The organism is Lichenihabitans psoromatis (genome assembly GCF_004323635.1).
Taxonomy (GTDB): domain Bacteria; phylum Pseudomonadota; class Alphaproteobacteria; order Rhizobiales; family Beijerinckiaceae; genus Lichenihabitans; species Lichenihabitans psoromatis.
In genome coordinates this window covers 4,054,048-4,076,218 of record NZ_CP036515.1, presented here as the reverse complement: position 1 = coordinate 4,076,218, position 22,171 = coordinate 4,054,048, and the positions used below count along the sequence as shown (strand labels likewise).

Below are 22,171 nucleotides of genomic sequence, written 5' to 3'. Positions count from 1 at the left end.
ATGGCAGATCGACGGGTGTCCGGGCGCAACGCTCCGGCCGTCGCCGCATCAGTCGCGCCGCCCTTGCGGCTTCCCTCGACGGTCTTCCCGAGCGTCGGGGTCGGCGTGATCGGACTTAGAAAGCTTTGAACGTGATGATGGTGCGGGTGTCGACGATCCCATCGATCAACTGCACGTTTTGGCCGACAAAATGGCCGATGTCGGTGTCCTTCGACACGTAAAATTTGGCGAAAATGTCGTAATTGCCGGCAATCGAATAGATTTCAGACGCGATCTCCGCCTCGGCGAGGGCATTCGCGACCGCGTAAGTCCGGCCGAGGGCGCATTTGATCTCGACGAAGAAGGTCTGCATGGCGTTCGACTCGGCGTTCAGGGTTGCGACTGGGCGATGACTTCCACGTCGCGATCGAGGTTGGACTGCACCTTGAACTCGCTCTGGAACGTGCGCCCATTATGACGTGCGATCACGAGATAGTCGCCTTCGGCCAGGACAAGCGAGGGAAATGCCCCGATCAACTCGCGAATGATGTCGCCGCCCGGTGTCAGAATCGTGAAACTCGTATTGGCCAAGGCTTCGCCTCCCGCGGCATTCACGAGTTTGAGCGTTAAGACGGCTGTCCTGTGCCGCACAGTGGCCTCGATCAGCTTGCCGGCTTGCACCCGAAGATCTGCGCTCACGGTCGAATTCGTGTCGGTCACCGGCGTGAGAGAGCCAACCCCGACGGTGTCGAGATAGGTCGAGACAACGTGGTAGGGGCCTTCCGGCAAGCGAATGATCTGCCCTGGTTTGGCGCCGGAAACCACAAGCTTGGCTTCTGAATTATTCCGTTCCGGCACGAAGATCGACAGCGATAACCGATCCGGCGTGATGGGATCATCGCCGTTCAAACCCTTGACCTCGATGCCGCCGGCATTGAGGTTGAGGCGCTCGGTCACGGCGCGGCCGGTGATCTGCACCTGCTTCATCGCACTCGCGAAACCATAGGCGACATGCACCATGTAGGACCCGTCAACCAGCTTGAACGTGGCCTGTGCGTCGGTCGATTGCGCCACGAGTGTGTAGGTTCCCGCAGCCGTTGGTGTCGCGTCGAAGACACGCCACATCAGACCGGCTTTCAGATAGGTTGAGTCGACCGTCAATCCCGCCGAGACATGAAGCAGCGATTTGCCAGACTCCGGCTGCTCGCTTGTCGGAGCAGCAGGCGCTGCATCATGCGCCGAAGCCGCAGCGATTGATTCCGAGGGTCGGACTTGTGGCGTCGCTGGCGGCGCCTGCGGCGTCGCGAGCCTCGGCAAGTCGGCTTGGGTCTGCGCCAAAGCGGAAAATGGCGTACCACCGACCAGGATCCCGACGAGAAGCGAGCACAACAATCCTCGATTGGCCGTCGTCACGCGATCATCCGCTCTGTCCATCGCTCTTGGTCTCGAGGTCGCATCTCTTGCGCTGCCATACCGAGCCATGTGGACCAAATCGGACCGATTGATGACTCGCGTGTCAGCTTGTGACCTAAACGGCCCCTTCGGCACAAGGTTGGTCAGCCCAAGTGCCGCGACGGTGACGGCTTGCACAGCTTGTCGTTCGATGCCGATTGTGCTTCGAGTTTCCGCATGACCGATCAGACAAGCGCAAATCAGACTATCGCCCTGTTGCAGCATCGCAGATCCGTGCCGCCGCAATCGATGACGGCTCCGGGTCCGACGTCCGAGCAACTCGACGCGCTGTTGACCATCGCGGCCCGTGTTCCCGATCATGGCAAGCTCGCGCCTTGGCGCTTCATCGTCTTCGAGGGCGAGGGGCGTGCCCGTGCAGGCGATCTACTCGCCAAGATCGTGCTGGACGATAATCCCGACACGCCGGCCAAGCGCCTTGACCTCGAACGGGCGCGCCTCATGCATGCGCCGGTCGTGGTCGCGATCGTCTCGCGCGCTGCACCGCATGTCAAAATTCCCGAATGGGAGCAGATTCTGTCGGCCGGCGCGGTCGCCATGAACCTGACGGTGGCGGCCAATGCGATGGGGTTCGGCACGTCCTGGCTCACCGAATGGTACGCCTACGATACGCGCGCCAAAGCCGCGTTGGGCTTGGCCGACACGGAGAACGTGGCCGGATTCATTCACATCGGACATCCGACAGCCGTGTTGGACGATCGCATCCGTCCCGTGCTGGCGGACATCGTCACCCGTTTCTAAGCGCAACCTGAAGGATCAAGCCGTTGTTCTACCGGCCCGAGGCACGCGACACGAGCATCCTCCCGCATGATCCGTTCAAGGCCATGATCGTGCCGCGTCCGATCGGCTGGATCAGCTCGATCAATCACGATGGAGCGTTCAACCTCGCGCCCTACTCGTTTTTCAATGCGATCGCGTCGACACCCGTCTGTATCATCGCCTTCTCGAGCGAGGGGCGAAAAGACAGCGTCGCCTTCATTGAGGAAACGCGAGAGTTCGTCTGGAATATGCCGACCTACGCGCTGCGCGATGCCATGAACGCCTCGTCGGCGCCGCTCCCGCGCGGCACGAGTGAATTCGCCCATGCAGGGCTGACTCCCGCCCCCTCGACGATCGTGAAAGCGCCCCGCGTGGCCGAAAGTCCGTGCGCGCTTGAATGCCGCCTGATCGAGATCGTCACGCTGAACGACGTCGAGGGCCAGCAGATCAACAATTTTCTTGTTCTCGGCCAAGTGGTCGGTGTGCATATCGACGACGCGTATATCAATGATGGACGCATCGATACAGCGGCCATGCAGCCTATCGCGCGGTGCGGCTATGCCGATTATGCCGTCGTCGACACGCTTTTCTCGATCGCGCGACCGCGCGGCGCCGGGGGCGATGTCACGACGTCCGGGGTACGCTGAGGCGAGTTTATCGCGATAGAAACGGCCGAATGGCGGCCGCGACTTCGTCGGGCCATTCCTCGTGCAGCGCCAACTTTCCTTTCCGCAGGACGATCGTCTCGACATGCGGTAGAGCAGAGAGCGCGGCCATTTCGGCTTTCGACTTCGACGGAGCTTGGTCTCCATAAACGACGAGAATCGGGTCACGGACCAGCGTGGCCGCAGTCAGAAAAGCCTCGTGATCGTCGAAAGGATCGAGGAGGCCGGCGACAAAACGTAAGGACGCATGACGCGCGCCGGTTTGGTTGACGACGCGCATCTTGGCGGCCAAGCGGTCGCCCGACAGCCAAGTCGGATCCGTATAAACATGCTGGCGCGCCATGAGGCGGACCATCGGCGGATTGAGATTGAGGCGGTAGAGCAGGGACCCGAGAAGCGGGACATCAGCGGCGCGACCGACCCGCTCGCCAAGCCTCGAGCGCCGACCCATCATGGTCGGCAACGGACCACGCCAGGTGGGGGCCAGCAGCACCAGTCGGCCTGCAAGGCCGGGCCGGCGCATAGCGGCATCGAGCAGATAGCCCGCCGCATGTCCTGCCGCGAGCGTCGCAAGGGGGCGTTCGACCACCGTGTCGAGCACGACATCCAGATAGGTCTGCAGCGCTTTTCGATCCCAGATCCGCTTGGGACGCGGTCGCGTGCCAAAGCCGGGCCAATCGAGCGCGACGGTCTGAAATCGATCGGAGAGCCTGTCCTGAAGCGGTTGCATTTCGCCGAGGGTCGAAATCGAACTCAGCGCGGGCAGCATCAGCAGTGTTGGCCCTTGCCCTCGGCGCTCGATCGAGAGATCGAGCCGTTGCGCCTGATCGATCCAGACGAATGTGTCGGGGAGAGGGGGCACGATCACGCTCCGATAGGGCCGCGCCGCAGCGCCTCGTTGATGGTGGCTGTCTCGCCCGCGCTCCCCGCGATCTTCGCTGCAAAGCCGAGGGCCCTGGCTTGCACGCAACGCGGCCCAAGCTGACACGCCGCTTCCGAATGAGCCGTATCGAGAGCGAGCACGCCCGCGGCTGCCGCACCCAGCGCCACCGTTGAACGGGCCGACCGCCATAGATCGGTGGCCGCAAAGGTGGCAGGCTCGGCACCAAGGTCGGCCGCGAGATCGCAGTCGTCCCAGCCAAGACCGATGAGCCGCGCCCCAGCATCGCGGAAGCTTGCGATGTCAAGCAGGCTTGAGGCACTGCTGCCCGCCATTGCGATCACGACGGTGGTGCCATGCGGCACATCGGCGTCCGCTTCCCGAACCGCAAGCTTCGCGCTGAGATGTTGAACGTCGAACGCCGATCGGCAGCGACGCAGAACGATGCCATCCGGCCAAGCAGGTAACCAGTGTAGGAGCGCCGCATCGGCGGTTTCGACCTCGTCGATCTCGAGCAGAATGGGCCGTCCAAAGGACGTCGAGCGCAGCCGCGCAACCCTGTGCAGATCGATATCCCGTGCCACGATGATCGCATCGGCCTCGGCGGTGGTCATGTCCGAAAACCTGATCGCTTCGTCGCGCATGCGCCGGAGCGATCGCCAGCCACGTTCTGATCGTGCCGAGACTTTCATCCGTCAGCCTGGCCTGCTCAGTTCAATCCGATTGCGGCCCTGGGCCTTGGCTGAATAAAGCGCCTTGTCGGCGCGTCGGAGAGCATCTTTGAAGGTCTCGCCCGGATCGGGGCCGACAAGACCTGCACTGAGCGTCACGGTCAAGCTCTGGCCGTCTCGTCGCGACAAAGGCTCGATCGCGTCGAGAAGACGGGTGATTTTAAGCTCGGCTCGCGACAGTGAGGTACTCGGCATGACAAGCAGAAACTCCTCGCCACCGATCCGACTGAGTTGATCCTGTGGGCCGAGCCGTGCCGATAGATTATTAGCGAGGTGGATCAGCACCTGGTCGCCGGTCTCGTGTCCGTGAGCATCGTTGATCTGCTTGAAATAATCGATGTCCAACAAAGCCAAAGTGAGCGGCAGGCGATTGGCGCGAAAGACCGCCATGGCGACCTCTGCCGCTTCGAAGCCTTGCCTCCGATTGGGCAATCCGGTCAGAAAATCTGTTTGCGCCGCTTTCACGGCATCGGCATGCGCTAATTTGAGCCGCGACTCCTCAGTCTTCATCGAGGATATCTCGCTGGCGATCACCAGCATCCAGCCTGTTTCGAGCGGATGATCGTTCACCCACCACCAGCTGCCATCGGCGAGGTCAACCGGGAAACTCAGTGCTTGTTTGTGGGTTCGCCGCCGCTCTTTCACGCGCGTCACAAATTGATCGAGAGGCTGCGATTCGAGCTTGATCCCGACGCCCGCTTCGATCGCATCCGCCAGCGCGTCGACGAAATTGATGGGCGACCTGCTGAGGCTTGTCAGAAAAGCCGAGCGGAACGCGGTATTGGCGTAGCGGATATGATCCTGTTCGTCGCAGAGACAAAGGCCGATCCCCGTTGCATCGAGGCTCTGGAGAAGCATGCCGATCACAGCAGCATCGCGTGCATCCGTCACATGGTCGAAGGCGGCCGTCATCGCAGCGTTGATGCTGGCAAGCCGCAGGTCTGCGTCCTCAGGGTCGGACATCGCTCATGCTCCCATCGCCAAGTGATGCGAGCGCCCGGCCGGCACCCCCAATGACATCGATCCTCTTGAAAAAGAGCAAACCGCAATTCAGTTCCATCCCGTTCCGCGGTGGAACGGCAAACCAAGTGAGGTAATGCATGTCTTTACGGTAGAAATTTAGCTCCCGTACCGCCCTTTTGCGGCTGAACGAAAAAGTAATACACGAGTATTTTAGGGGAGCTGCTCGCGGTCGGCGGGAAAATACTTGCGTGCACCGTGGCGCGCCCCGTGGTAAGGAGGAGCGGTTGCGATAAAGTGTAGCAGAGTATAACCGTTGATAACGGTCGGTCGCGATACTGCACGAGCGGGTCGTCGAGGTCAGGGCGATGAAGCCGCAGCCGATGGGCGACCCACGCTATTGTCGTAATGGAGATCCGCAGTCGTATCGGTGCGGCGAGTATGGCGGTCGCGCAAGCCGAGACGACGTGACGGAGGACATGACATGACCACTCATCGATATTCAGTTGGAGACAGCGTCGTGCTCGATTTTCAAGGCGAGCAGCTCTTCGCCAAACTGAATCCGTTCACGATCGAGGCGCAACTGCCACCAGTTGGCAGTTTTCTCCAGTATCGCATCAAGAGCGCGGTCGAGAATTTCAGGCGCGTTGCGCCAGAGGATAAGCTAAGCATCGTCAGCAACGAGCCTGATGCGGTGTTGGTCGAAGCCTCCCCCCCTTATTCAGGCGAAGAAGACTGAATTTCGACGGTCTACGCGCGCCAATTGGTGCGCCGGCAAGGCAACAGAACAGGTTCGTGCCATGGCTCAATCGACGCGTTTCGGACGCCGCCTCCCGCTGCCGTCCACCCGGCAGATCAGGCACGAATTGCTCGTCTTCACCCTAGCCGAGGAGGCTCTCTCCGGTCCCGTCGAGCAACCGCAGACGTCGTCGACCAACACGAATGTCGCGAGCGACGTCATCCAGCCCGTCGCTCCTCCGGCGATCTGACGCAAGCGTCGGGGCCAACGGCTCGCAGGCATTTCGCCTAAACACCATGACGGCCGTGCAAGCACGGGCTCGCGATAGGCTGCCGTCCAGCAGCTTGCCGGCCTGAGCAATCGGCTCCGCGCGACGACGCTACTTCGAGGCTTGCGCCAGCACCTTCTCATCAGGCTCGCGTGCCAAACGGTCCGCCTCGCGGCGCAGGACTTCGAGATGTTGGGACATCGCTTGCAGCGCGCGGACCGTCAGCGGACCGAGCCGCTTGGTGACGGCCGCATCCTCGGCGGCCAGCTGAGGCTTGATCGCCGCGATGCGATCAAGCGCCTTGCAGGACAGAAAAACGAGCACGCGACGGCGATCGCGGGTATCGGGCGCGCGATACACCATGGCGTCGGACACCAACCGGTCGATCATCTTAGTCAGCGTCGCGGCTTCGACAAACGCCATCTGGGCGAGATCACTCATCGAACGCCCGTCCCGTTCATCGAGCAGCGCGAGAATGCGCCATTGCTCGGGCGAAAGATTGGCGCAGGCCACGACAGATTTGACCCGCGCATCGAGCTGAGCGGCGATCTTGGCGACGAGATAGGAGAATTGGTCGGTCACGGGGTCGGTCATCGAGATCTTGTTTTCGCGCACCACCTCTGATCGCTTTAAGGGTGGTGGTCCGCGCTGTCCATCGCGAAGGTGGATCACCTCGCGACAGACGGCATATGGCTTGCAAAGCTCCGTTCTCACGACTGTCGCTGGCGCTGGGGATTGCCATCAAAGTTGGCTTGCTCATTCCGATGCAGGGCGCAGCGGGGATCTGGGGACCGTCCTGCGAGGCGAGCGCGCGTCTCGCCGTCGCCGAGTTGAACGCGGGCGCAGGAATGCTCGGACAATCCGTCGATCTCGTCATCATCGACGCCGGCCAAACACGCAGCCATGTCGAACGCCTCCTCCGCGACATCGTGGTGAGCCAATCCGTCGATGCACTGGTCGGGATGCACCTCAGCGATCTCCGAGGCATCGTCGCGTCGCAGATTCCACCCAACATGCCTTACGTTTATACGCCGCTCTACGAGGGCGGCGACGCCGTCAGCAACGTCTTCGCGATTGGCGAAACGCCAGACCGGTTGCTGCGTCCGGGTATGGAGTGGCTAACGACCCATCGTCGCGCCGAGCGGTGGTGGCTGATTGGGAATGATTACATCTGGCCCCATGTCGTTCATCGTCATGCGCGGCAGATGCTGCGCCAGCTGGGTTGCCGTGTGGTTGGGAGTGCGCTGCTGCCCTTCGATCTCGAGGATTACGAAGCGATCCTCGATCAAATCCGCGCCGATCGCCCCGATGCCGTCCTGATGTCGCTGATCGGCGAAGATGCCGTGCGGTTCAATCGAGCCTTTGCTGAAGCCGGGCTCGCTGGCGACGTGCTCCGATTCGCGACCGCGATCGACGAAAACGTCCTCTACGGGATTGGGGCCGAGAATACCGAGAACATGCACCTCTCAAGCTGCTACTTCGCCCACCTCCGTTCGCCGGAAAACGACGCTTTTCGGGAGCGGTACCATGCAGCCTTCGGCGCGTCGCCGCCGGTACAAAACGACATCGGGCAATCCTGCTACGAGGGGCTGCACTATCTCGCGGCTCTGATGGGCGTCGCGGGAACGTCGTCCGCACCGGCGATGCGGTCCGTCGTCAACGGGGCAACGCCGCTTCATCGCAGTGCTCGCGCTTCGGACCCGACGCGTGAGCGCAGCCGCCGGGTGCATCTCGCGGTCGCCGACGGCGTCGACGTTCGGGTCGTGCAGAGCAGATAACCCCAAGAATGAGGCAAACCCGCCGCGAAATTGTGCAAGGCAACCGCAAAGATGTTGAATCTTTGATACTTGAAATTTCAAGCATCGAGTGGTGAAGTCCTGGTGTCTGCAGACGATAAAGCGCGACGGGATTTCGCCTCCTTCGCTTCGTCATGTCGCCCCGCAGGCGTGATTTCCCTTCGTTGCAAGGCTGCATCTTATGAATTGGACACGTCGCAGAGTATTGACTTCGACCGCGGCGGCGACCGGCGGCCTCATCCTCTCGCCGGCCGTCCTGCGCTACACCGCTCTCGGTGCGGAGAACCCGATTCTGGTCGGCAGCCTGCATGATCAGTCGGGTCCGCTCGGCACCAGCGGACAGCCGATGGTGCTCAGCGTGCAACTCGCCGTCGAAGAGCTCAATGCCGCTGGCGGTCTGCTCGGTCGGCCGCTGAAGATCGTGTCCTACGATCCCCAGTCCAACATCCAGCTGTACACGCAATATGCCCAGCAACTCGCCCTCAAGGACAAGGTCGCGGTGGTGCACGGAGGCATCACATCGGCCTCGCGCGAAGCAATCCGTCCGATCTTCGACCGGTTCAAAGTGCTTTATTTCTACAACACCCTCTATGAGGGTGGCGTCTGCGACCGCAACGAGTTCTGCCTCGGCACCACACCGGCCCAAACCGTGCAAAAGCTCGTGCCGGATGCGATGAGCAAAAGCGGCAAGAAGGCCTACATTATCGCGGCTGATTATAACTACGGCCAGATCACCGCCAAATGGATGACCAAATACTGCCAGGACAATGGCGGGACGGTCCTCTCGACTGAGTTTTTCCCCCTCGACGTCACCAATTTCGGCCCGACGATCAGCAAGATCCAGCAGGCCAAGCCCGACCTGATCCTGTCGGCCTTGGTTGGCGGCAACCACACCGCTTTTTACCGTCAGTGGACTGCGGCCGGCATGAAGAGCCAGATCCCGATCGCCTCGACCACCTTCGGCCTCGTCAACGAGCCATCGACCCTCGACGCGAAGGAGAGCGAGGGCATCATGGGCGCCTACGGCTTCTTCGAAGAACTCACCACCCCGGCCAGCAAGGCCTATGTGGACAAGATGCACGAGAAATACGGGAAGGATATTCCGTATATCAGCGAGCTCGCCTGCGCGACTTACGAGGGCGTCCACATCTGGGCCGAGGCCGTCAAGAAGGCGGGCTCGATCGACCGGATGAAGATGATCGAGGCGCTTGAAACCGGCATCAGCTTCGCCGGGCCGAGCGGCCAAGTCACCATCGACAAACCGACCCACCATGCCGTCCGCAGCGCCTATCTGGCGGTCGTTAAGGACAAGAAATGGTCGGTCACGGGGAGCTATCCCGACCAGAAGCCGCTCGACACGGCTGCGGTCTGCGACCTCGTCAAGAACCCGACCGACAACCAGCAATACGTCATCAAGATCTGATCGTCGGCATCGGATCGATCGAAAAGGCTGTCGCCATGGATCTCGTGGCCATCATCGGCCTCAATGTGTTGAGCGGCATCGCATCCCTGGTGCTGATCAGCCTGGGGCTTGCGATCATCTTCGGCATGATGCGGATCATCAACCTCGCCCACGGCGAGTTCCTGATGCTCGGCGCTTATGCAACGGTCGTGTCGACCAACCTCGGCGTCAACGTCTGGATCGCGATGCTGGTCGTGTCGCCCATCTTCGTCGGGCTCGTCGGGCTGCTGATCGAGCGGACCCTGATCCGCTTCCTCTATGGCCGATTGGTCGACACGATGCTGGCGACCTGGGGATTGAGCCTTTTCATCGTCGGGCTGATCACGACCATCTTCGGCAATACGATTAAAGGCGTGCCGACCCCGCTCGGCGGCTTCCAGGTCGGTGCCTACCGCTCCGACCTTTATACGCTGGTGCTGGCGTTCGTTGCGCTCGCCTTGCTGGTCGCCGTCGTCGTGGTGATGCGGTTCACCCGGTTCGGCCTCATCGCCCGCGCCACCATGCAGAACCCGAACATGGCCTCCGCGCTCGGGGTCAATCCGACGCGCATCTACATGTTGACTTTCGGCATCGGCGCGGCCGTCACGGGCCTTGCAGGCGGATTGCTGGCACCCGTATCAGGCGTCTCGCCCACGATGGGTTCGGCCTTCATCGCCAAGGCATTCATTACCGTGGTGGGCGGGGGCGCGTCGATCCTGGCCGGGACGGCGTCCGCCGCCATGCTGTTCGGTTTTATCAACCAGCTTGGATCGTATTTCACGACGCCGGTTTTCGGTGAGGTGATCCTCCTGGTCGCCGCGACGGTGCTGATCCGCATCTTGCCGGAAGGCATCACGGGCCGCTTCTTCAAGGGAAGCCTCTGATGCGGCGCTTCCCCCTCCCGATGCCGGTTGTTGTCCTCGGCTTGCTGGCCGCTGTCCTGGTCGGTGTCGCGCCGCAACTGGTCGATACGTTCACGCTGATGCAATGGACGGTGTTCCTGGCCATGGGCGTCCTGGCGCTCAGCCTCGGCTTCATCTGGGGCTTCGGCGGCATCCTGTCATTCGGACAGGCCGCGTTCTTCGGGCTCGGTGGCTACGCCTATGCGGTGGCGGCCTTTAATTTCCCAAACAGCGTGGTGCCGCTGATCTGCGCCGTTGTGGTGCCGACCGTGTTTGCGGCGCTGCTTGGCTATTTCATGTTCTACGGCCGGATCAGCAACGTCTATATCGGCGTCATCACACTGACCGTGACCTTGATCCTCTTCAACGTCTTCAATTCGACGGCAGGCGATGCCTATCGGATCGGGGCGGCGGCGCTCGGCGGCTTCAACGGCATTCCGTCGGTACCCGGCATCACCCTGCCGTTCAACGATTACGCGTTCGCGCCGGAAGACAATTGGTATCTGACGGGCGGCTGCCTGATCGCCATTTTCCTCGGCCTCAGACTTTTACTGGCGAGCCATTTTGGCCGTGTCGTCGTCGCGATCCGCGAGAACGAGACGCGCGCCTCGCTGCTCGGTTATGACCCGCGCCTTTATAAGCTGCTGGCCTTCGTGATCGGCGGTGGCATCGCGGGTCTGGCAGGGTGCCTCTATACACTATGGGGAGCCTTCATCAGCCCGACGATCTTCGGCCTCGCCACATCGGCGCAGATCATCATCTGGGTGATGATCGGCGGCCTCGGCACGTTGATTGGGCCGGTCCTCGGCGCCATCGCGATTCAGGAACTGATCACCGCGATCGGGACCCAACAGGCGCTCGACGCCAATCTCGTGCTCGGCATCATTCTGCTGGTCTTCGTGCTGCTGATGCCGGCCGGCGTCGTCCCGGTCGTCGAGAGACTGACATCTCGGCTCTGGCGGGGACGCAAGCTGAGCCGTGCCGCTGTCGTCGCCGCAGCGCGTGACGAGATCGCGGTCCCGATGGTGGAGCCGCCCGGCGGAGCGCCGGCGCGGGCGGGAGAATGAGCATGAGCGAGCCCCTCCTGCAAACCAAGGGCCTGACGATGCGCTTCGGCGGCGTGGTTGCGGTCGATACGGTCGACTTCACATTGGCGCCCGGCGAATTGCGCTGTCTGATCGGTCCCAACGGCGCGGGGAAGAGCACCTTCTTCAAGATGCTGACCGGGCAACTCCTGCCGAGCGCCGGCACGATCGTGTATCGCGGCCGGTCGATCGCGGGCGCGTCGTCGCATGCCATCGCGCGGGCCGGTATCGGCATCAAGACGCAGACCCCATCGGTCTTCAACGGCCTCTCGATCCGCGAAAACCTGTGGCTCGCAGCTCGTCGCAAGAACGCCGACCGGAAGGCGGAGGCGCTGGTCGATCAGGTGCTGGAAACGGTGGCGCTGACCGGCGACACCGGCCGGATCGTCGGAACGCTGTCGCACGGCCAGCGCCAGTGGGTCGAGATCGGCACCGTCCTGGCTGGGGAACCCGATCTCATCCTGCTCGACGAGCCGGCCGCCGGGATGAACCACGACGAGGTCGGCCGGACCGCCGAGATCATCCGCACCATCAACCGCACCAAATCCCTCATCGTGGTGGAGCACGACATGGCCTTCATCCGCATGATCTCGAACCTCATTACCGTCTTCAGCCAAGGCGCGGTGCTGATGGAAGACAAGGCCGATGCCGTGATGCGCGATCAGCGCGTGCGCGACGTCTACCTCGGCAAGAAGGCCGCGTAATGCTGCAGGTCTCCGCCCTCCAAGCCTCCTATGGCCGCGTTCCGGTGCTGACCGGCATCGATCTTCGCCTCCGGGCCGGCGAGTTCCTCGGCATCCTCGGCCACAACGGCATGGGTAAGACGACGCTGATGCGAACCTTGATGGGCTTCATTCCGGCCACCTACGGCGGTGTGGCGCTGCTCGACGATGACATCACCCATCTCAAACCGTTCGAGCGCGTGAAGCGCGGCATGGGCTACGTGCCTCAGGGGCGCGAGATCTTTCCGGCGCTCAGCGTGCTCGACAATCTCCGCATGGGCTGCGTGGCCGGTGGACGCGAGAACCGCGCCATCATCGACGAGACGCTGCAATTGTTCCCCCGGCTGACCCGGCTCCTTGATCGGCAGGGCGGGGCGCTTTCGGGCGGCGAGCAACAGCTTCTGGCTTTGGCGCGATGCCTTTGCACCCGACCCAAGCTGATCCTGCTCGACGAGCCGACCGAGGGCATACAGCCCTCCATCATCGAGGAGATCGCAGCGACGCTGCAGCGGCTGCGCGAGACATCCGGCATCGCCATGATCCTGGTCGAGCAGAATCTCGAGTTCATCGCGGCGCTGTCGAACCGTGTGTTGGTGATCCAGAAAGGCCGCATCACCGGCGAACTGCGGCCCGACCAACTCGACGATCCCGATATCGTCGCTGACCTCATCGGGATGGCGGCCTGACCTCAGGCTACACCAACAACGGAGAACGTTATGGCAGTCGCACGCCCCACGCCCGAACAGATGACCGATATCGTCGACGGCCTCGGCATGAGCCTCTCGCCCGAGCGCATCGCCGAATTCATGGATCTCATGGCCGGCAGCTTTGCGGCCTATGACCTCGTGGAATCGTTGCCCGACTATATTCCGGCGGTTAAATATCCCCGCACGCCCGGCGTGTTTCCTCCCGCGAGCGAGAATAAGCTCAACGCCTGGTACGTGAAAAGCGAGGTGAAGGGCGCGCCCGAGGGTAAGCTGAAAGGCAAGACCGTCGCGCTCAAGGACAATGTCTGCCTCGCCGGCGTTCCGATGATGAACGGTGCCTCCAGCCTCGAAGGCTATGTGCCCAACCTCGACGCCACCATCGTGACACGCCTGCTCGACGCCGGCGCTACGATCATGGGCAAGGCCCATTGCGAATATTTCTGCTTCTCGGGCGGAAGTCACACCAACGCGAGCGGCCCCGTCCATAACCCGCATAAGATGGGCTATTCGGCGGGTGGCTCCTCCTCGGGGAGTGCCGCGCTGGTTGCATCAGGCGAGGTCGACCTGGCGATCGGCGGCGACCAAGGCGGCTCGATCCGCATTCCGGCCGCTTATTGCGGCATTTACGGCATGAAGGCGACGCATGGCCTCGTGCCCTATACCGGCGTTATGCCGATCGAATCCACGATCGACCATACCGGCCCGATTACCGCGAATGTCGCCGATAACGCGCTGATGCTGGAGGTGCTGGCGGGCGAGGACGGGCTGGACCCGCGCCAATATGCGCCGAAAGTCGCGCCCTATACGCAGGCGCTCGGTCGCGGCGTCAAAGGCATGAAGATCGCCGTGCTGAAGGAGGGCTTTGGTTTTGCCCAAAGCGAGGAGGATGTCGACGCGAAGGTGCGGGCGGCCGCCGGCAAATTGCGCGAAATGGGTGCCGAGGTCACCGAAATCTCGCTACCCGAGCATCTGTGGGGCCCCGCGATCTGGACGCCAGTCGCCAGCGAGGGCGCTCAGATGCAGATGATGCTGGGCAACGGCATGGGCTATAATTGGAAGGGTCTCTATACGGTCTCGTTGCTCGATGCCCATGCGGCGTGGCGCGAGCGGGCCGATTGCCTGTCGGATACGCTGAAGATCACCATGATGGTGGGCCAGTATTTCATCTCGCAATATCGTGGACGTTTCTACGCCAAGGCGCAGAATCTCACTCGCATGCTGAAGGCCTCCTACGACAAGGCGCTCGGCACCTACGATCTGCTGCTGATGCCGACCCTGCCCATGAAGGCTACCCCAATCCCGCCGGCGGATGCGCCTCTCGGTCTCGTCGTGCAACGCGCTTTCGAAATGCTGCCCAACACCGCCCCGTTCGACATCACCGGTCATCCTGCCATGGCGATTCCATGCGGCATGAGCGACGGGCTCCCGATCAGCATGATGCTGGTGGCCAAGAGCTACGACGAAATGTCGATTTATGCCGCCGCCTCGGCTTTTGAATCCGGCACCGATTGGAAATCCCTGTGACGCTCAGCGACGAGATGGCTTTTGCCGAACTGACCGAGGTGTCGGCGCAGGTCCAGGCGGGGGCTGTCTCACCAGTCGCGTTGACCGAGGCGATGCTCGAGCGGATCGCCGCCAAAGATGGCGCCTTGCACAGCGACGAGCGCCTGATGCCCGAGAGCGCCCTGGCCGAAGCCGCGCTGGCCGAAGCCGAGATCGCGCGCGGGGTGGTTCGCGGTCCCCTGCATGGCGTACCGCTGGCCGTGAAGGACCTGTGCTGGACCGCCGATGCGCCAACAGCCGCCGGCATGGCGCTGCATCGGGGCTTCATGGCGCCGGAGGACGGCACCGTTGTGGCGCGGTTGCGCGCGGCCGGAGCCATCATTCTCGGCAAGCTCGCCATGACCGAAGGAGCCTATGCGGGTTACCACCCCGACATGACGGTGCCGCTGAACCCGTGGGACGTCGAGGCTTGGCCCGGCACGTCTTCGAGCGGCTCCGGCGCCGCAACGGCCGCCGGCCTCTGCTATGGCTCTATCGGGTCCGACACGGGTGGATCGATCCGCTTCCCCTCGGCCGCCAACGGCTTGACCGGCATCAAGCCGACGTGGGGGCGGGTCAGCCGATACGGTGCCTTCGAACTTGGCGGCACGCTCGACAATCTCGGCCCGATGACCCGTAGCGCTCGCGATGCCGCCGCCATGCTTGGGGTAATTGCGGGATATGACGCGAAGGATCCGACCAGCCTCCGCGCGGCCGTCCCCGATTATCTGGCCGGCATCGATGGCGGTGTGGCTGGCCTGCGGATCGGCCTCGCACCGCGCTGGATGGCGGAAGGAACCGACGCGCCGGCCATGGCGGCCATCGAGGAGGCGCGGAGAACCCTGGTCGATCTCGGCGCAACGATGGTCGAGATCGACTTTCCGGACAGCCGGCAAGTGCTGCAGGACTGGTTCCCGCTCTGCGCCGTCGAAGCCGCCGTGGCTCACGAGGCGACGTTTCCCTCTCGCCGTGCCGATTACGGCGTGATCCTGGCACAGTTTCTCGATATCGCGACCGATGTCACGGCGGCCGATATGCAGAAGATCGCGCTGCGCCGTCTCGCCTTCCGAGGCGAGGTCGAGGCCGCGATGGATGGCATCGACCTGCTGCTCGTCCCAGTTCAGGGCATGAGCGGCCCGACCATGGCCGACATTTTGACAGCCGCCGAAGCCGACGCCGTCATCGCCGATTTGCTGCGGTTCTCGTCCGCGTTCAACATGACCGGTCAGCCCACGATCACACTACCGGCCGGTGTCACGTCCAACGGGCGCCCCGTCGGTGTGCAACTCGTCGGTCGCCACCTCGACGAAGCGCTGCTGTGTCGAGCCGGCCATGCGTTCCAAAGCGTGACCGATTGGCACAAGCGGCATCCTCGGCTGCAGTAAGGATCGCGCATATGGTCAGCCTCATGGCCATCATCCGGTGCAAGCCGGGCAGTGTCGAGACAGTCCTGGGCGCGCTTTTGGCCGTGGGTGACTACGTCAAGGCACATGAAGCCGGCACGCTTGACTATGTGGTCATCCGTTCGACCGACGATCCATCGATCCTGATCACGCAGGAACGATTTGCAGATGCGGCCGCGATGACGGCGCATAACGACGGCGATGGATCGAAAGCCTTCTTCTCGGCGACCATTGATCTTCTGGGCGAGGTTACGGTTCATGTCGGCGATGTCGTGAACGCGGTTTCGGCCAAGCGTTGAGACGTGGTCCGACGACAGGGGAGGAGACGGGATTGGATCTGCATCTAAAAGGCCTCAAGGCCATCGTGACCGGCGGCACGAAAGGCATTGGGCGCGCCATCGTCGAGACGTTCGCCAGCGAGGGGGCCTCCGTGGCGTTCTGCGCCCGCAACGGCGCCGAGACTGCCGCCACCGAAGCGGCGATCCGAGCGCAAGGCGTCGAGGCCTTTGGCACAGTGCTCGACATCGCCGACGCCACCGGCCTGAAATCCTGGGTCGAGGCGGCCGGCAAAGCCATGGGCGGCATCGATATCGTGGTGGCGAATGTCAGCGCGCTCTCGATCGGCGCCGACGAGGAGAGCTGGCGCCGCGGCTTCGAGGTCGACATGATGGGGTGCGTGCGCCTCGTCGAGGCTGCGATGCCGTATCTGGAAAGCAGTGAGGCGGCTGCGATCGTCAGCATATCGAGCGTGTCGGGTCGCGAGATCGACTTCGCGGCGGGACCCTACGGCGCCTTCAAGGCTGCGCTGATCCACTACACGCAGGGGCTGGCCTATCAGCTTGCGAATAAAGGCATTCGTGCCAATACGGTGTCGCCGGGCAATACCTATTTCGAGGGTGGAGTGTGGCACCAGATCAAGGACGGCAACCCGGATCTCTACAAGACCTCGCTCGCGCTCAATCCGACCGGCCGGATGGGCACACCGCAGGAAATGGCCAATGCGGTCGTGTTCCTGGCGAGCCCAGCCGCAAGCTTCGTCACGGGCACCAATCTCCTGGTCGACGGCGCACTGACGCGCGGCGTGCAGTTCTGACCTGAGCGCAGGATCGACGCCCGCGCATGAACTTGGCCGGGCATGCCTAAAGCCAAACAGAGATGCGGTGCAAAGGAAGCGGGTGGCTGATCCGCGCCCGGCATCACGCAATTCCCCTGATCCGCGATCGTATCGAGCGCGCGCGGTCCGAATCGACGGCAGACTAAAGCGCCGTTGCCCAGACGGGGTCCTGTTTCCGAATGCAGCCGCCATTCGTTTCAAATGGACGCTTGCAAACCTGGCGTGAGGGTTTGAAAAAACTGGAGCGGGTGGAGGGAATCGAACCCTCGTATTCAGCTTGGAAGGCTGCTGCTCTACCATTGAGCTACACCCGCATGGGCCAATTGGTGGAGGAGGTAGGACTCGAACCTACGAAGGCTTAGCCAGCGGATTTACAGTCCGCCCCCTTTGCCACTCGGGACACTCCTCCAGACCACATGCAGGATCGTCAATGACAATCAGCGTGTAAGCCCGAGGCCGACTTCGAACCGGGGCTGTTGCACCCGCCGAACCCGTCCTTGTGTGGGCGCTTATGGTGAGCTGAGCCGTTCCTGTCAATGGAAAAAGCCGCCGTACTGTCCGACTTTGCCGCGCGGGTGCGAGGGCGTCGTGTGACATCACTCCTGTTTCGAACCGCGATCGTCTCGTCGCGGGTTCCGGCGCTCTTGCGATGGGGTCCGGGCGAAATGCTCACTGTAGCATTTGGAAAAATGCGACGCCGAAACGAAACCGCAGGCGAGACCGACCGACAGAATCGGCATGCTGGTCTGCAGCAGCAGATGGCGCGCGCGATCGAGGCGCAGGCCGAGATAATAGCGCGTCGGAGCATCGCCGATATATTTGCGGAACAGGCGCTCAAGTTGCCGGGTCGAAAGATCGACGCCGTCCGCCAAATCGGCGCATGACAGCGGCTGTTCGATGCAGCGTTCCATTTCGCTCACGACGCTGATCAGTTTGGGATGCGCGACCCCGAGACGCGCGCGCAACTCCATCCGCTGACGCTCGTGGGCGTCGCGCATCCGGTGATGGATCAGTTGATCCGTCACCATGGCGGCCACTTCCTGTCCCTTTTGCTTCGACACCAAGGACAGCATCATGTCGATCGCGGCTGTGCCTCCGGCACAGGTGAACCGCAGCTTGTCGATCTCAAACAGCTCCTGCGTGACCGATAGGTCGGGAAACTCTTCGCGGAACGCGTCGAAGTTTTCCCAGTGGATCGTGCATCGATGGCCATCGAGAAGCCCGGCCCGTGCAAGGACGTAGGAGCCGGTACAAAGCGCGCCGAGCGCGACACCGCGTGTCGCGAGCGTGCGGAGCTTCGCGATGAGATCGCGATGCTCGAAGGTTTGCACGTCCGTCCCGGAGCAGACGATAGCGGCCGTGGCGCCCGCCAGATCGGCGTAGGCCCCATCTGCTGCGACCGGGATGCCGTTCGAAGCGATGACGGGCCGGCCGTCTCCGCTCAACACCTTCCATCGGTAGGCGTGGTTATTCATCGCGCGATTAGCGAGACGCAAGGTCTCGACTGCGGACGCGAAGGCGATCATCGAAAAGGATGGTACCATCAGAAACAGGATCGTGCTCACGGGCCCGCTCTCGGCGTGCGCCAACCCGGCTTCGGACGCCGGAGCTTGAGCACCTGATGAGCCGTTGTCGAGCCAGGTGGCGGGCCGGACGGCGGCGATGGGGGCGGGCGTGAGTGAGAGATGTTTGATGGCGATGAGCCTCGATGGGTGCCTCTGTCAAAAACGACACCCGCGTCGAATTTGGAACAGAGTTTAGAACGCGTCAAATCCGAAATCACGGACCGCGCGCGCGTCGTGCCGGCCGCAATGCGTTGCCAGGGATTCCTTTAATGATTGTCACGACCACCAATGAGATCGCGGGCTACCGGATCATCCAGCATCTCGGCATCTGTCGTGGAATCACCGTGCGGTCCCGCAGTGTTATCGGGAACTGGGCCGGGGGCTGGCAGAGCTTCTTCGGTGGCCGCCTGAGCATTTACGTCCGCCTTGCCGAAAACGCGCGCCAGGAAGCCTACGACGATATGGTCAGGCACGCCGGGCAGGCCGGCGCGAATGCCGTGGTCGGCATGCGATACGACGCCAACGAGATCATGGACGGGATCACCGAGGTGCTGGCCCATGGCACGGCCGTGACGGTGGAGCCGCTTCGATAGGGCGACTGCAGGGCGTGGATGCCGCGCCAAGCCGAATACGCTCTTGCGTCCCGCCCGATCTTGCGGCTAAACAGCATGGCGGCGCTCGCGGGTTCGCGTGCAGGAGTGTAGCTCAATCGGCTAGAGTACCGGTCTCCAAAACCGGGGGTTGTGGGTTCGAGTCCCACCTCTCCTGCCAGCCGCTGCTCCGAATTTTCTGTAAAGACGCCCAGCGTACCGCAAATGCTTTTTCGCTTGGCTGCATCGGCAAGTCGCGTTATAGCAGCTTCGATGTGGCGCGTGACCGAACGGTCTCGCGCCGCTCTTCTTTCAGGCTAGCGTCCGAGCAGGGTAGGCGAGTTTCGCCGGAGCCGTCTTCTGGCACACAGCCGGAGGCTGTTGGATTTCGTATGGCGAACCCATTTCAATTCATTCAGGACGTTCGGACCGAAGCCACGAAGGTCACGTGGCCGACTCGCCGCGAAACCTTGATCACGACCGGAATGGTCATCGTCATGGTTGTGCTGGCGTCGGTCTTCTTCGTCTCGGTCGATCAGGCGATTCACTTTCTCGTGGGTCTCGTCCTGGGGCTTGGCCGCTAGACGTTGCGGCCGGTCTTCATTCCATCGTCATCAAACGGGTTTTGAGAACAATTCATGAGCATGCGCTGGTACATCGTCCACGCTTACTCGAACTTCGAAAAGAAGGTCGCGGATTCGATTCGCGAGCAGGCTGGCCAGCGTGGCTTGGCCGACAAGTTCGACGAGATCCTGGTTCCGACCGAAAACTTCATCGAGGTGAAGCGAGGCCGTAAGGTCAATTCCGAGCGCAAGTTCTTCCCGGGCTATGTGCTGGTGAAAACCGACCTGACCGATGACGTTTATCACCTCATCAAGAACACCCCGAAGGTCACGGGCTTTCTCGGTGCCGACAAGAAGCCGATGCCAATCTCCGACGCCGAGGCCGACCGGATCAAGGGTCAGGTCGCGGAAGGTGTCGAGCGGCCGAAGTCCTCGATCGTCTTCGAGATCGGCGAGCAGGTGCGCGTGGCCGATGGTCCGTTCGCGTCGTTCAATGGCATCGTCGAAGAGGTCGACGAGGGTCGCTCGCGCGTCAAGGTTGCGGTGTCGATCTTTGGTCGCGCCACGCCGGTCGATCTCGAATTCGCGCAGGTCGAGAAGCTCTGACCTTCGTTCAACGATTTGGGGCGTGGCCGTCATGGCTGCGTTCCGAAACGCGTTCCTGACGGAGCGCGGGGCGGATCTCGGTCCGCTCATCAGCGTGGGAGTCACGGCCCGGCCAGCCTGCCGGTCTGACTGACGCACCACGAAACCGTAGCCGCCGCCGGGACCGTCATGTCCCACGGTGCTTTTGGAGTATGTGAATGGCAAAGAAAATTACGGGTTACATCAAGCTCCAGGTCCCGGCCGGAGCCGCTAACCCATCCCCGCCGATCGGGCCTGCGCTCGGTCAGCGCGGTCTGAACATCATGGAGTTCTGCAAGGCCTTCAATGCGCGTACCGCGCAGATGGAGAAGGGCTCGCCGATCCCGGTCGTCATCACGGCCTATCAGGATCGCTCCTTCACGTTCGAGATGAAGCTTCCGCCGGTGTCGTTTTGGCTCAAGAAGGCCTCTGGCATCGCGGCCGGGTCGAAGACCCCGGGCAAGGGCAATGTTGGTCGCATCACGCGGACTCAGGTGCGCGAGATCGCCGAAAAGAAGATCGTTGATCTGAACTGCGCGTCCGTCGAGGCCGCAATGTCGATGATCGAAGGCTCCGCCCGTTCGATGGGCCTCGAGGTGGTGGGGTAATCACGATGGCACATATCGGAAAGAAGATCGCGAAGGCTCGCGAAAGCATCGACCGGATCAAGCTCTATGGCGTCACCGACGCCGTGTCGCTGGTGAAGTCCAAGGCTGCCGCCAAGTTCGACGAAACGGTCGAGATCGCCATGAACCTCGGCGTCGATCCCAAACATGCCGACCAGATGGTTCGCGGCGTGGTCAACCTGCCGAACGGCACAGGCCGCACCGTCCGGGTCGCCGTCTTCGCACGTGGCGCCAAGGCCGATGAGGCCACGAAGGCCGGAGCCGATATCGTCGGCGCGGAAGACTTGGTCGCAGCGGTCCAGGGCGGAACGATCGAGTTCGATCGTTGCATCGCAACCCCGGACATGATGCCGCTCGTTGGTCGTCTCGGTAAGGTGTTGGGCCCGCGCGGTTTGATGCCAAACCCGAAGGTCGGGACGGTGACGATGGATGTCGCGTCGGCTGTTGCGGCCTCCAAAGGCGGCGCTGTCGAGTTCCGGGTCGAGAAGGCCGGTATCGTTCAGGGCAGCGTCGGCAAGGCGTCGTTCGACGAGGATAAGCTGGTCGAAAACATCAAGGCGTTCGTGGACGCCGTGTCGCGGGCCAAGCCGCAGGGCGCCAAAGGCACCTATGTGCAGCGCGTTGCAATCTCGTCCACCATGGGCCCGGGCGTGAAGGTCGATCCGTCGACCGTGCTGGCGTCGAACGTCCAGAACTAAAAGCGCTGAACGGCTCTGGCAACCGAGCCGGGACGATACGGCTTGACATCGTAGAAAAACTTCATACTGCCCCTTGGCAAACGATCCGAGGGGCAGTATGAAGCAGGTTGGATTTGCGTTAACGCTTATCCGGCATGAATCTTCGTCCCGTTTTTCGGCTTGTCCGATCATCGGGCGGAGTGGATGGGCTGCCTCGATCTTTGATCGGTGCAGCCGTGTCCTGTCCTAGACTGCAAGTGCCGATGCCGGGCGACCGGCGGCTTGATCCTCGATCTGCAACCCAACGGCTTCTGGTCGGAATGGTTGCGACGAAGCTTGCATAGACGGGGATAACCGGATTTT

Annotated in this window: 26 protein-coding genes and 3 tRNA genes; 20 read left to right on the top strand and 9 right to left on the bottom strand. The window is 62.4% G+C overall.

Features of this window, described 5'->3' with window-relative positions; genetic code table 11:
• Positions 1-115 precede the first annotated feature (115 nt).
• Positions 116-352, bottom strand: coding sequence for an Lrp/AsnC ligand binding domain-containing protein (locus EY713_RS19080; RefSeq protein ID WP_131118140.1), 237 nt, complete (start codon positions 350-352; stop codon positions 116-118).
• Between the two features lie 17 nt (positions 353-369).
• Positions 370-1,392, bottom strand: coding sequence for a hypothetical protein (locus tag EY713_RS19075; RefSeq protein ID WP_131118137.1), 1,023 nt, complete (start codon positions 1,390-1,392; stop codon positions 370-372).
• A gap of 216 nt (positions 1,393-1,608) precedes the next feature.
• Between EY713_RS19075 and EY713_RS19070 the strand changes: the two genes are divergently transcribed.
• Both EY713_RS19070 and EY713_RS19065 read left to right on the top strand, forming a co-directional pair.
• A complete protein-coding gene (locus EY713_RS19070; RefSeq protein ID WP_131118134.1) occupies positions 1,609-2,190 on the top strand; it encodes a nitroreductase family protein in 582 nt (193 codons plus the stop codon).
• Positions 2,191-2,273: 83 nt separating this feature from the next.
• Positions 2,274-2,855: a flavin reductase family protein gene (locus tag EY713_RS19065; RefSeq protein ID WP_131119946.1), complete on the top strand. Its 582-nt coding sequence runs from the start codon at positions 2,274-2,276 to the stop codon at positions 2,853-2,855.
• 7 nt (positions 2,856-2,862) lie between these two features.
• Here the strand turns inward: EY713_RS19065 and EY713_RS19060 are convergent, their stop codons facing one another.
• The 3 genes from EY713_RS19060 to EY713_RS19055 all read right to left on the bottom strand — a co-directional run bounded on the left by EY713_RS19060 (position 2,863) and on the right by EY713_RS19055 (position 5,447).
• The gene (locus EY713_RS19060) at positions 2,863-3,735 is read right to left on the bottom strand and encodes an alpha/beta fold hydrolase (protein WP_165491194.1); all 873 of its coding nucleotides are present in this window, start codon (positions 3,733-3,735) and stop codon (positions 2,863-2,865) included.
• A 2-nt stretch (positions 3,736-3,737) separates the two neighbouring features.
• Entirely contained in the window at positions 3,738-4,367 is a 630-nt protein-coding gene (locus EY713_RS22880) for a hypothetical protein (RefSeq protein WP_165491193.1), read from the bottom strand.
• Between the two features lie 81 nt (positions 4,368-4,448).
• Positions 4,449-5,447, bottom strand: a complete 999-nt coding sequence (locus EY713_RS19055) for a GGDEF domain-containing protein (RefSeq protein WP_131118128.1) — start codon at positions 5,445-5,447, stop codon at positions 4,449-4,451.
• A 481-nt stretch (positions 5,448-5,928) separates the two neighbouring features.
• Here EY713_RS19055 and EY713_RS19050 point away from each other — a divergent pair, with 481 nt between their 5' ends.
• Both EY713_RS19050 and EY713_RS19045 read left to right on the top strand, forming a co-directional pair.
• On the top strand, positions 5,929-6,183 hold the full coding sequence (locus tag EY713_RS19050) for a hypothetical protein (RefSeq protein ID WP_131118125.1): 255 nt from the start codon (positions 5,929-5,931) through the stop codon (positions 6,181-6,183).
• Between the two features lie 61 nt (positions 6,184-6,244).
• On the top strand, positions 6,245-6,433 hold the full coding sequence (locus tag EY713_RS19045) for a hypothetical protein (protein WP_131118123.1): 189 nt from the start codon (positions 6,245-6,247) through the stop codon (positions 6,431-6,433).
• 129 nt (positions 6,434-6,562) lie between these two features.
• Here the strand turns inward: EY713_RS19045 and EY713_RS19040 are convergent, their stop codons facing one another.
• Positions 6,563-7,045 carry a MarR family winged helix-turn-helix transcriptional regulator gene (locus tag EY713_RS19040; RefSeq protein ID WP_131118118.1) on the bottom strand — a complete coding sequence of 161 codons (483 nt, stop codon included), beginning with the start codon at positions 7,043-7,045 and terminating at the stop codon, positions 6,563-6,565.
• A 95-nt stretch (positions 7,046-7,140) separates the two neighbouring features.
• Between EY713_RS19040 and EY713_RS19035 the strand changes: the two genes are divergently transcribed.
• The 10 genes from EY713_RS19035 (at position 7,141) to EY713_RS18995 (ending at position 17,142) form a co-directional block, all read left to right on the top strand.
• Positions 7,141-8,229: a substrate-binding domain-containing protein gene (locus tag EY713_RS19035; RefSeq protein ID WP_131118115.1), complete on the top strand. Its 1,089-nt coding sequence runs from the start codon at positions 7,141-7,143 to the stop codon at positions 8,227-8,229.
• Positions 8,230-8,428: 199 nt separating this feature from the next.
• Positions 8,429-9,670 (top strand): urea ABC transporter substrate-binding protein, encoded by a 1,242-nt coding sequence (locus EY713_RS19030; protein ID WP_131118112.1) that lies wholly within the window; start codon positions 8,429-8,431, stop codon positions 9,668-9,670.
• A 35-nt stretch (positions 9,671-9,705) separates the two neighbouring features.
• On the top strand, positions 9,706-10,572 hold the full coding sequence (locus tag EY713_RS19025; protein ID WP_131118109.1) for a branched-chain amino acid ABC transporter permease: 867 nt from the start codon (positions 9,706-9,708) through the stop codon (positions 10,570-10,572).
• Positions 10,572-11,657, top strand: a complete 1,086-nt coding sequence (locus EY713_RS19020; protein WP_131118106.1) for an ABC transporter permease subunit — start codon at positions 10,572-10,574, stop codon at positions 11,655-11,657. The genes EY713_RS19025 and EY713_RS19020 overlap by 1 nt, the downstream gene beginning before the upstream one ends.
• A gap of 2 nt (positions 11,658-11,659) precedes the next feature.
• Complete coding sequence (locus EY713_RS19015) at positions 11,660-12,379, top strand: ATP-binding cassette domain-containing protein (protein WP_413771107.1); 720 nt, start codon at positions 11,660-11,662, stop codon at positions 12,377-12,379.
• Complete coding sequence (locus tag EY713_RS23010) at positions 12,379-13,083, top strand: ABC transporter ATP-binding protein (RefSeq protein ID WP_210215285.1); 705 nt, start codon at positions 12,379-12,381, stop codon at positions 13,081-13,083. Before EY713_RS19015 ends, EY713_RS23010 begins: the two co-directional genes overlap by 1 nt.
• Before the next feature lie 30 nt (positions 13,084-13,113).
• Positions 13,114-14,628, top strand: a complete 1,515-nt coding sequence (locus EY713_RS19010) for an amidase (RefSeq protein ID WP_210215284.1) — start codon at positions 13,114-13,116, stop codon at positions 14,626-14,628.
• Positions 14,625-16,031 carry an amidase gene (locus EY713_RS19005; protein WP_245572790.1) on the top strand — a complete coding sequence of 469 codons (1,407 nt, stop codon included), beginning with the start codon at positions 14,625-14,627 and terminating at the stop codon, positions 16,029-16,031. The genes EY713_RS19010 and EY713_RS19005 overlap by 4 nt, the downstream gene beginning before the upstream one ends.
• Positions 16,032-16,042: 11 nt before the next feature.
• Positions 16,043-16,348, top strand: a complete 306-nt coding sequence (locus EY713_RS19000) for a putative quinol monooxygenase (protein ID WP_131118100.1) — start codon at positions 16,043-16,045, stop codon at positions 16,346-16,348.
• Between the two features lie 32 nt (positions 16,349-16,380).
• Positions 16,381-17,142: an SDR family NAD(P)-dependent oxidoreductase gene (locus EY713_RS18995; RefSeq protein WP_131118097.1), complete on the top strand. Its 762-nt coding sequence runs from the start codon at positions 16,381-16,383 to the stop codon at positions 17,140-17,142.
• Positions 17,143-17,403: 261 nt separating this feature from the next.
• Here the strand turns inward: EY713_RS18995 and EY713_RS18990 are convergent.
• The 3 genes from EY713_RS18990 to EY713_RS18980 form a co-directional block, all read right to left on the bottom strand.
• Positions 17,404-17,477: transfer RNA gene (locus EY713_RS18990), tRNA-Gly, on the bottom strand.
• A 10-nt stretch (positions 17,478-17,487) separates the two neighbouring features.
• Positions 17,488-17,572, bottom strand: a tRNA-Tyr gene (locus EY713_RS18985).
• 187 nt (positions 17,573-17,759) lie between these two features.
• Positions 17,760-18,728, bottom strand: a complete 969-nt coding sequence (locus EY713_RS18980; RefSeq protein ID WP_245572789.1) for a GlxA family transcriptional regulator — start codon at positions 18,726-18,728, stop codon at positions 17,760-17,762.
• 269 nt (positions 18,729-18,997) lie between these two features.
• On the opposite strand from EY713_RS18980, the gene EY713_RS18975 reads away from it, so the two are divergent.
• The 6 genes from EY713_RS18975 to rplA all read left to right on the top strand — a co-directional run bounded on the left by EY713_RS18975 (position 18,998) and on the right by rplA (position 21,829).
• A complete protein-coding gene (locus EY713_RS18975) occupies positions 18,998-19,321 on the top strand; it encodes a YbjQ family protein (RefSeq protein ID WP_131118095.1) in 324 nt (107 codons plus the stop codon).
• Between the two features lie 101 nt (positions 19,322-19,422).
• A tRNA-Trp gene (locus EY713_RS18970) sits at positions 19,423-19,499 on the top strand.
• Between the two features lie 211 nt (positions 19,500-19,710).
• Positions 19,711-19,902: a preprotein translocase subunit SecE gene (gene secE, locus EY713_RS18965; protein WP_131118091.1), complete on the top strand. Its 192-nt coding sequence runs from the start codon at positions 19,711-19,713 to the stop codon at positions 19,900-19,902.
• A 54-nt stretch (positions 19,903-19,956) separates the two neighbouring features.
• A complete protein-coding gene (gene nusG / locus EY713_RS18960; protein WP_131118088.1) occupies positions 19,957-20,487 on the top strand; it encodes a transcription termination/antitermination protein NusG in 531 nt (176 codons plus the stop codon).
• Between the two features lie 197 nt (positions 20,488-20,684).
• Complete coding sequence (gene rplK, locus EY713_RS18955) at positions 20,685-21,113, top strand: 50S ribosomal protein L11 (RefSeq protein WP_131118085.1); 429 nt, start codon at positions 20,685-20,687, stop codon at positions 21,111-21,113.
• Positions 21,114-21,118: 5 nt separating this feature from the next.
• Complete coding sequence (rplA, locus tag EY713_RS18950; RefSeq protein WP_131118082.1) at positions 21,119-21,829, top strand: 50S ribosomal protein L1; 711 nt, start codon at positions 21,119-21,121, stop codon at positions 21,827-21,829.
• Positions 21,830-22,171 lie beyond the last annotated feature (342 nt).

Coding starts and splice junctions, on each gene's coding strand:
- EY713_RS19080 (WP_131118140.1), bottom strand. CDS start 352: ATGCAGACCTTCTTCGTCGAGATCAAATGCGCCCTCGGCCGGACTTAC.
- EY713_RS19070 (WP_131118134.1), top strand. CDS start 1,609: ATGACCGATCAGACAAGCGCAAATCAGACTATCGCCCTGTTGCAGCAT.
- EY713_RS19065 (WP_131119946.1), top strand. CDS start 2,274: ATGATCGTGCCGCGTCCGATCGGCTGGATCAGCTCGATCAATCACGAT.
- EY713_RS22880 (WP_165491193.1), bottom strand. CDS start 4,367: ATGACCACCGCCGAGGCCGATGCGATCATCGTGGCACGGGATATCGAT.
- EY713_RS19055 (WP_131118128.1), bottom strand. CDS start 5,447: ATGTCCGACCCTGAGGACGCAGACCTGCGGCTTGCCAGCATCAACGCT.
- EY713_RS19050 (WP_131118125.1), top strand. CDS start 5,929: ATGACCACTCATCGATATTCAGTTGGAGACAGCGTCGTGCTCGATTTT.
- EY713_RS19045 (WP_131118123.1), top strand. CDS start 6,245: ATGGCTCAATCGACGCGTTTCGGACGCCGCCTCCCGCTGCCGTCCACC.
- EY713_RS19040 (WP_131118118.1), bottom strand. CDS start 7,045: ATGACCGACCCCGTGACCGACCAATTCTCCTATCTCGTCGCCAAGATC.
- EY713_RS19035 (WP_131118115.1), top strand. CDS start 7,141: ATGGCTTGCAAAGCTCCGTTCTCACGACTGTCGCTGGCGCTGGGGATT.
- EY713_RS19030 (WP_131118112.1), top strand. CDS start 8,429: ATGAATTGGACACGTCGCAGAGTATTGACTTCGACCGCGGCGGCGACC.
- EY713_RS19025 (WP_131118109.1), top strand. CDS start 9,706: ATGGATCTCGTGGCCATCATCGGCCTCAATGTGTTGAGCGGCATCGCA.
- EY713_RS19020 (WP_131118106.1), top strand. CDS start 10,572: ATGCGGCGCTTCCCCCTCCCGATGCCGGTTGTTGTCCTCGGCTTGCTG.
- EY713_RS19015 (WP_413771107.1), top strand. CDS start 11,660: ATGAGCGAGCCCCTCCTGCAAACCAAGGGCCTGACGATGCGCTTCGGC.
- EY713_RS23010 (WP_210215285.1), top strand. CDS start 12,379: ATGCTGCAGGTCTCCGCCCTCCAAGCCTCCTATGGCCGCGTTCCGGTG.
- EY713_RS19010 (WP_210215284.1), top strand. CDS start 13,114: ATGGCAGTCGCACGCCCCACGCCCGAACAGATGACCGATATCGTCGAC.
- EY713_RS19000 (WP_131118100.1), top strand. CDS start 16,043: ATGGTCAGCCTCATGGCCATCATCCGGTGCAAGCCGGGCAGTGTCGAG.
- EY713_RS18975 (WP_131118095.1), top strand. CDS start 18,998: ATGATTGTCACGACCACCAATGAGATCGCGGGCTACCGGATCATCCAG.
- secE (WP_131118091.1), top strand. CDS start 19,711: ATGGCGAACCCATTTCAATTCATTCAGGACGTTCGGACCGAAGCCACG.
- nusG (WP_131118088.1), top strand. CDS start 19,957: ATGAGCATGCGCTGGTACATCGTCCACGCTTACTCGAACTTCGAAAAG.
- rplK (WP_131118085.1), top strand. CDS start 20,685: ATGGCAAAGAAAATTACGGGTTACATCAAGCTCCAGGTCCCGGCCGGA.
- rplA (WP_131118082.1), top strand. CDS start 21,119: ATGGCACATATCGGAAAGAAGATCGCGAAGGCTCGCGAAAGCATCGAC.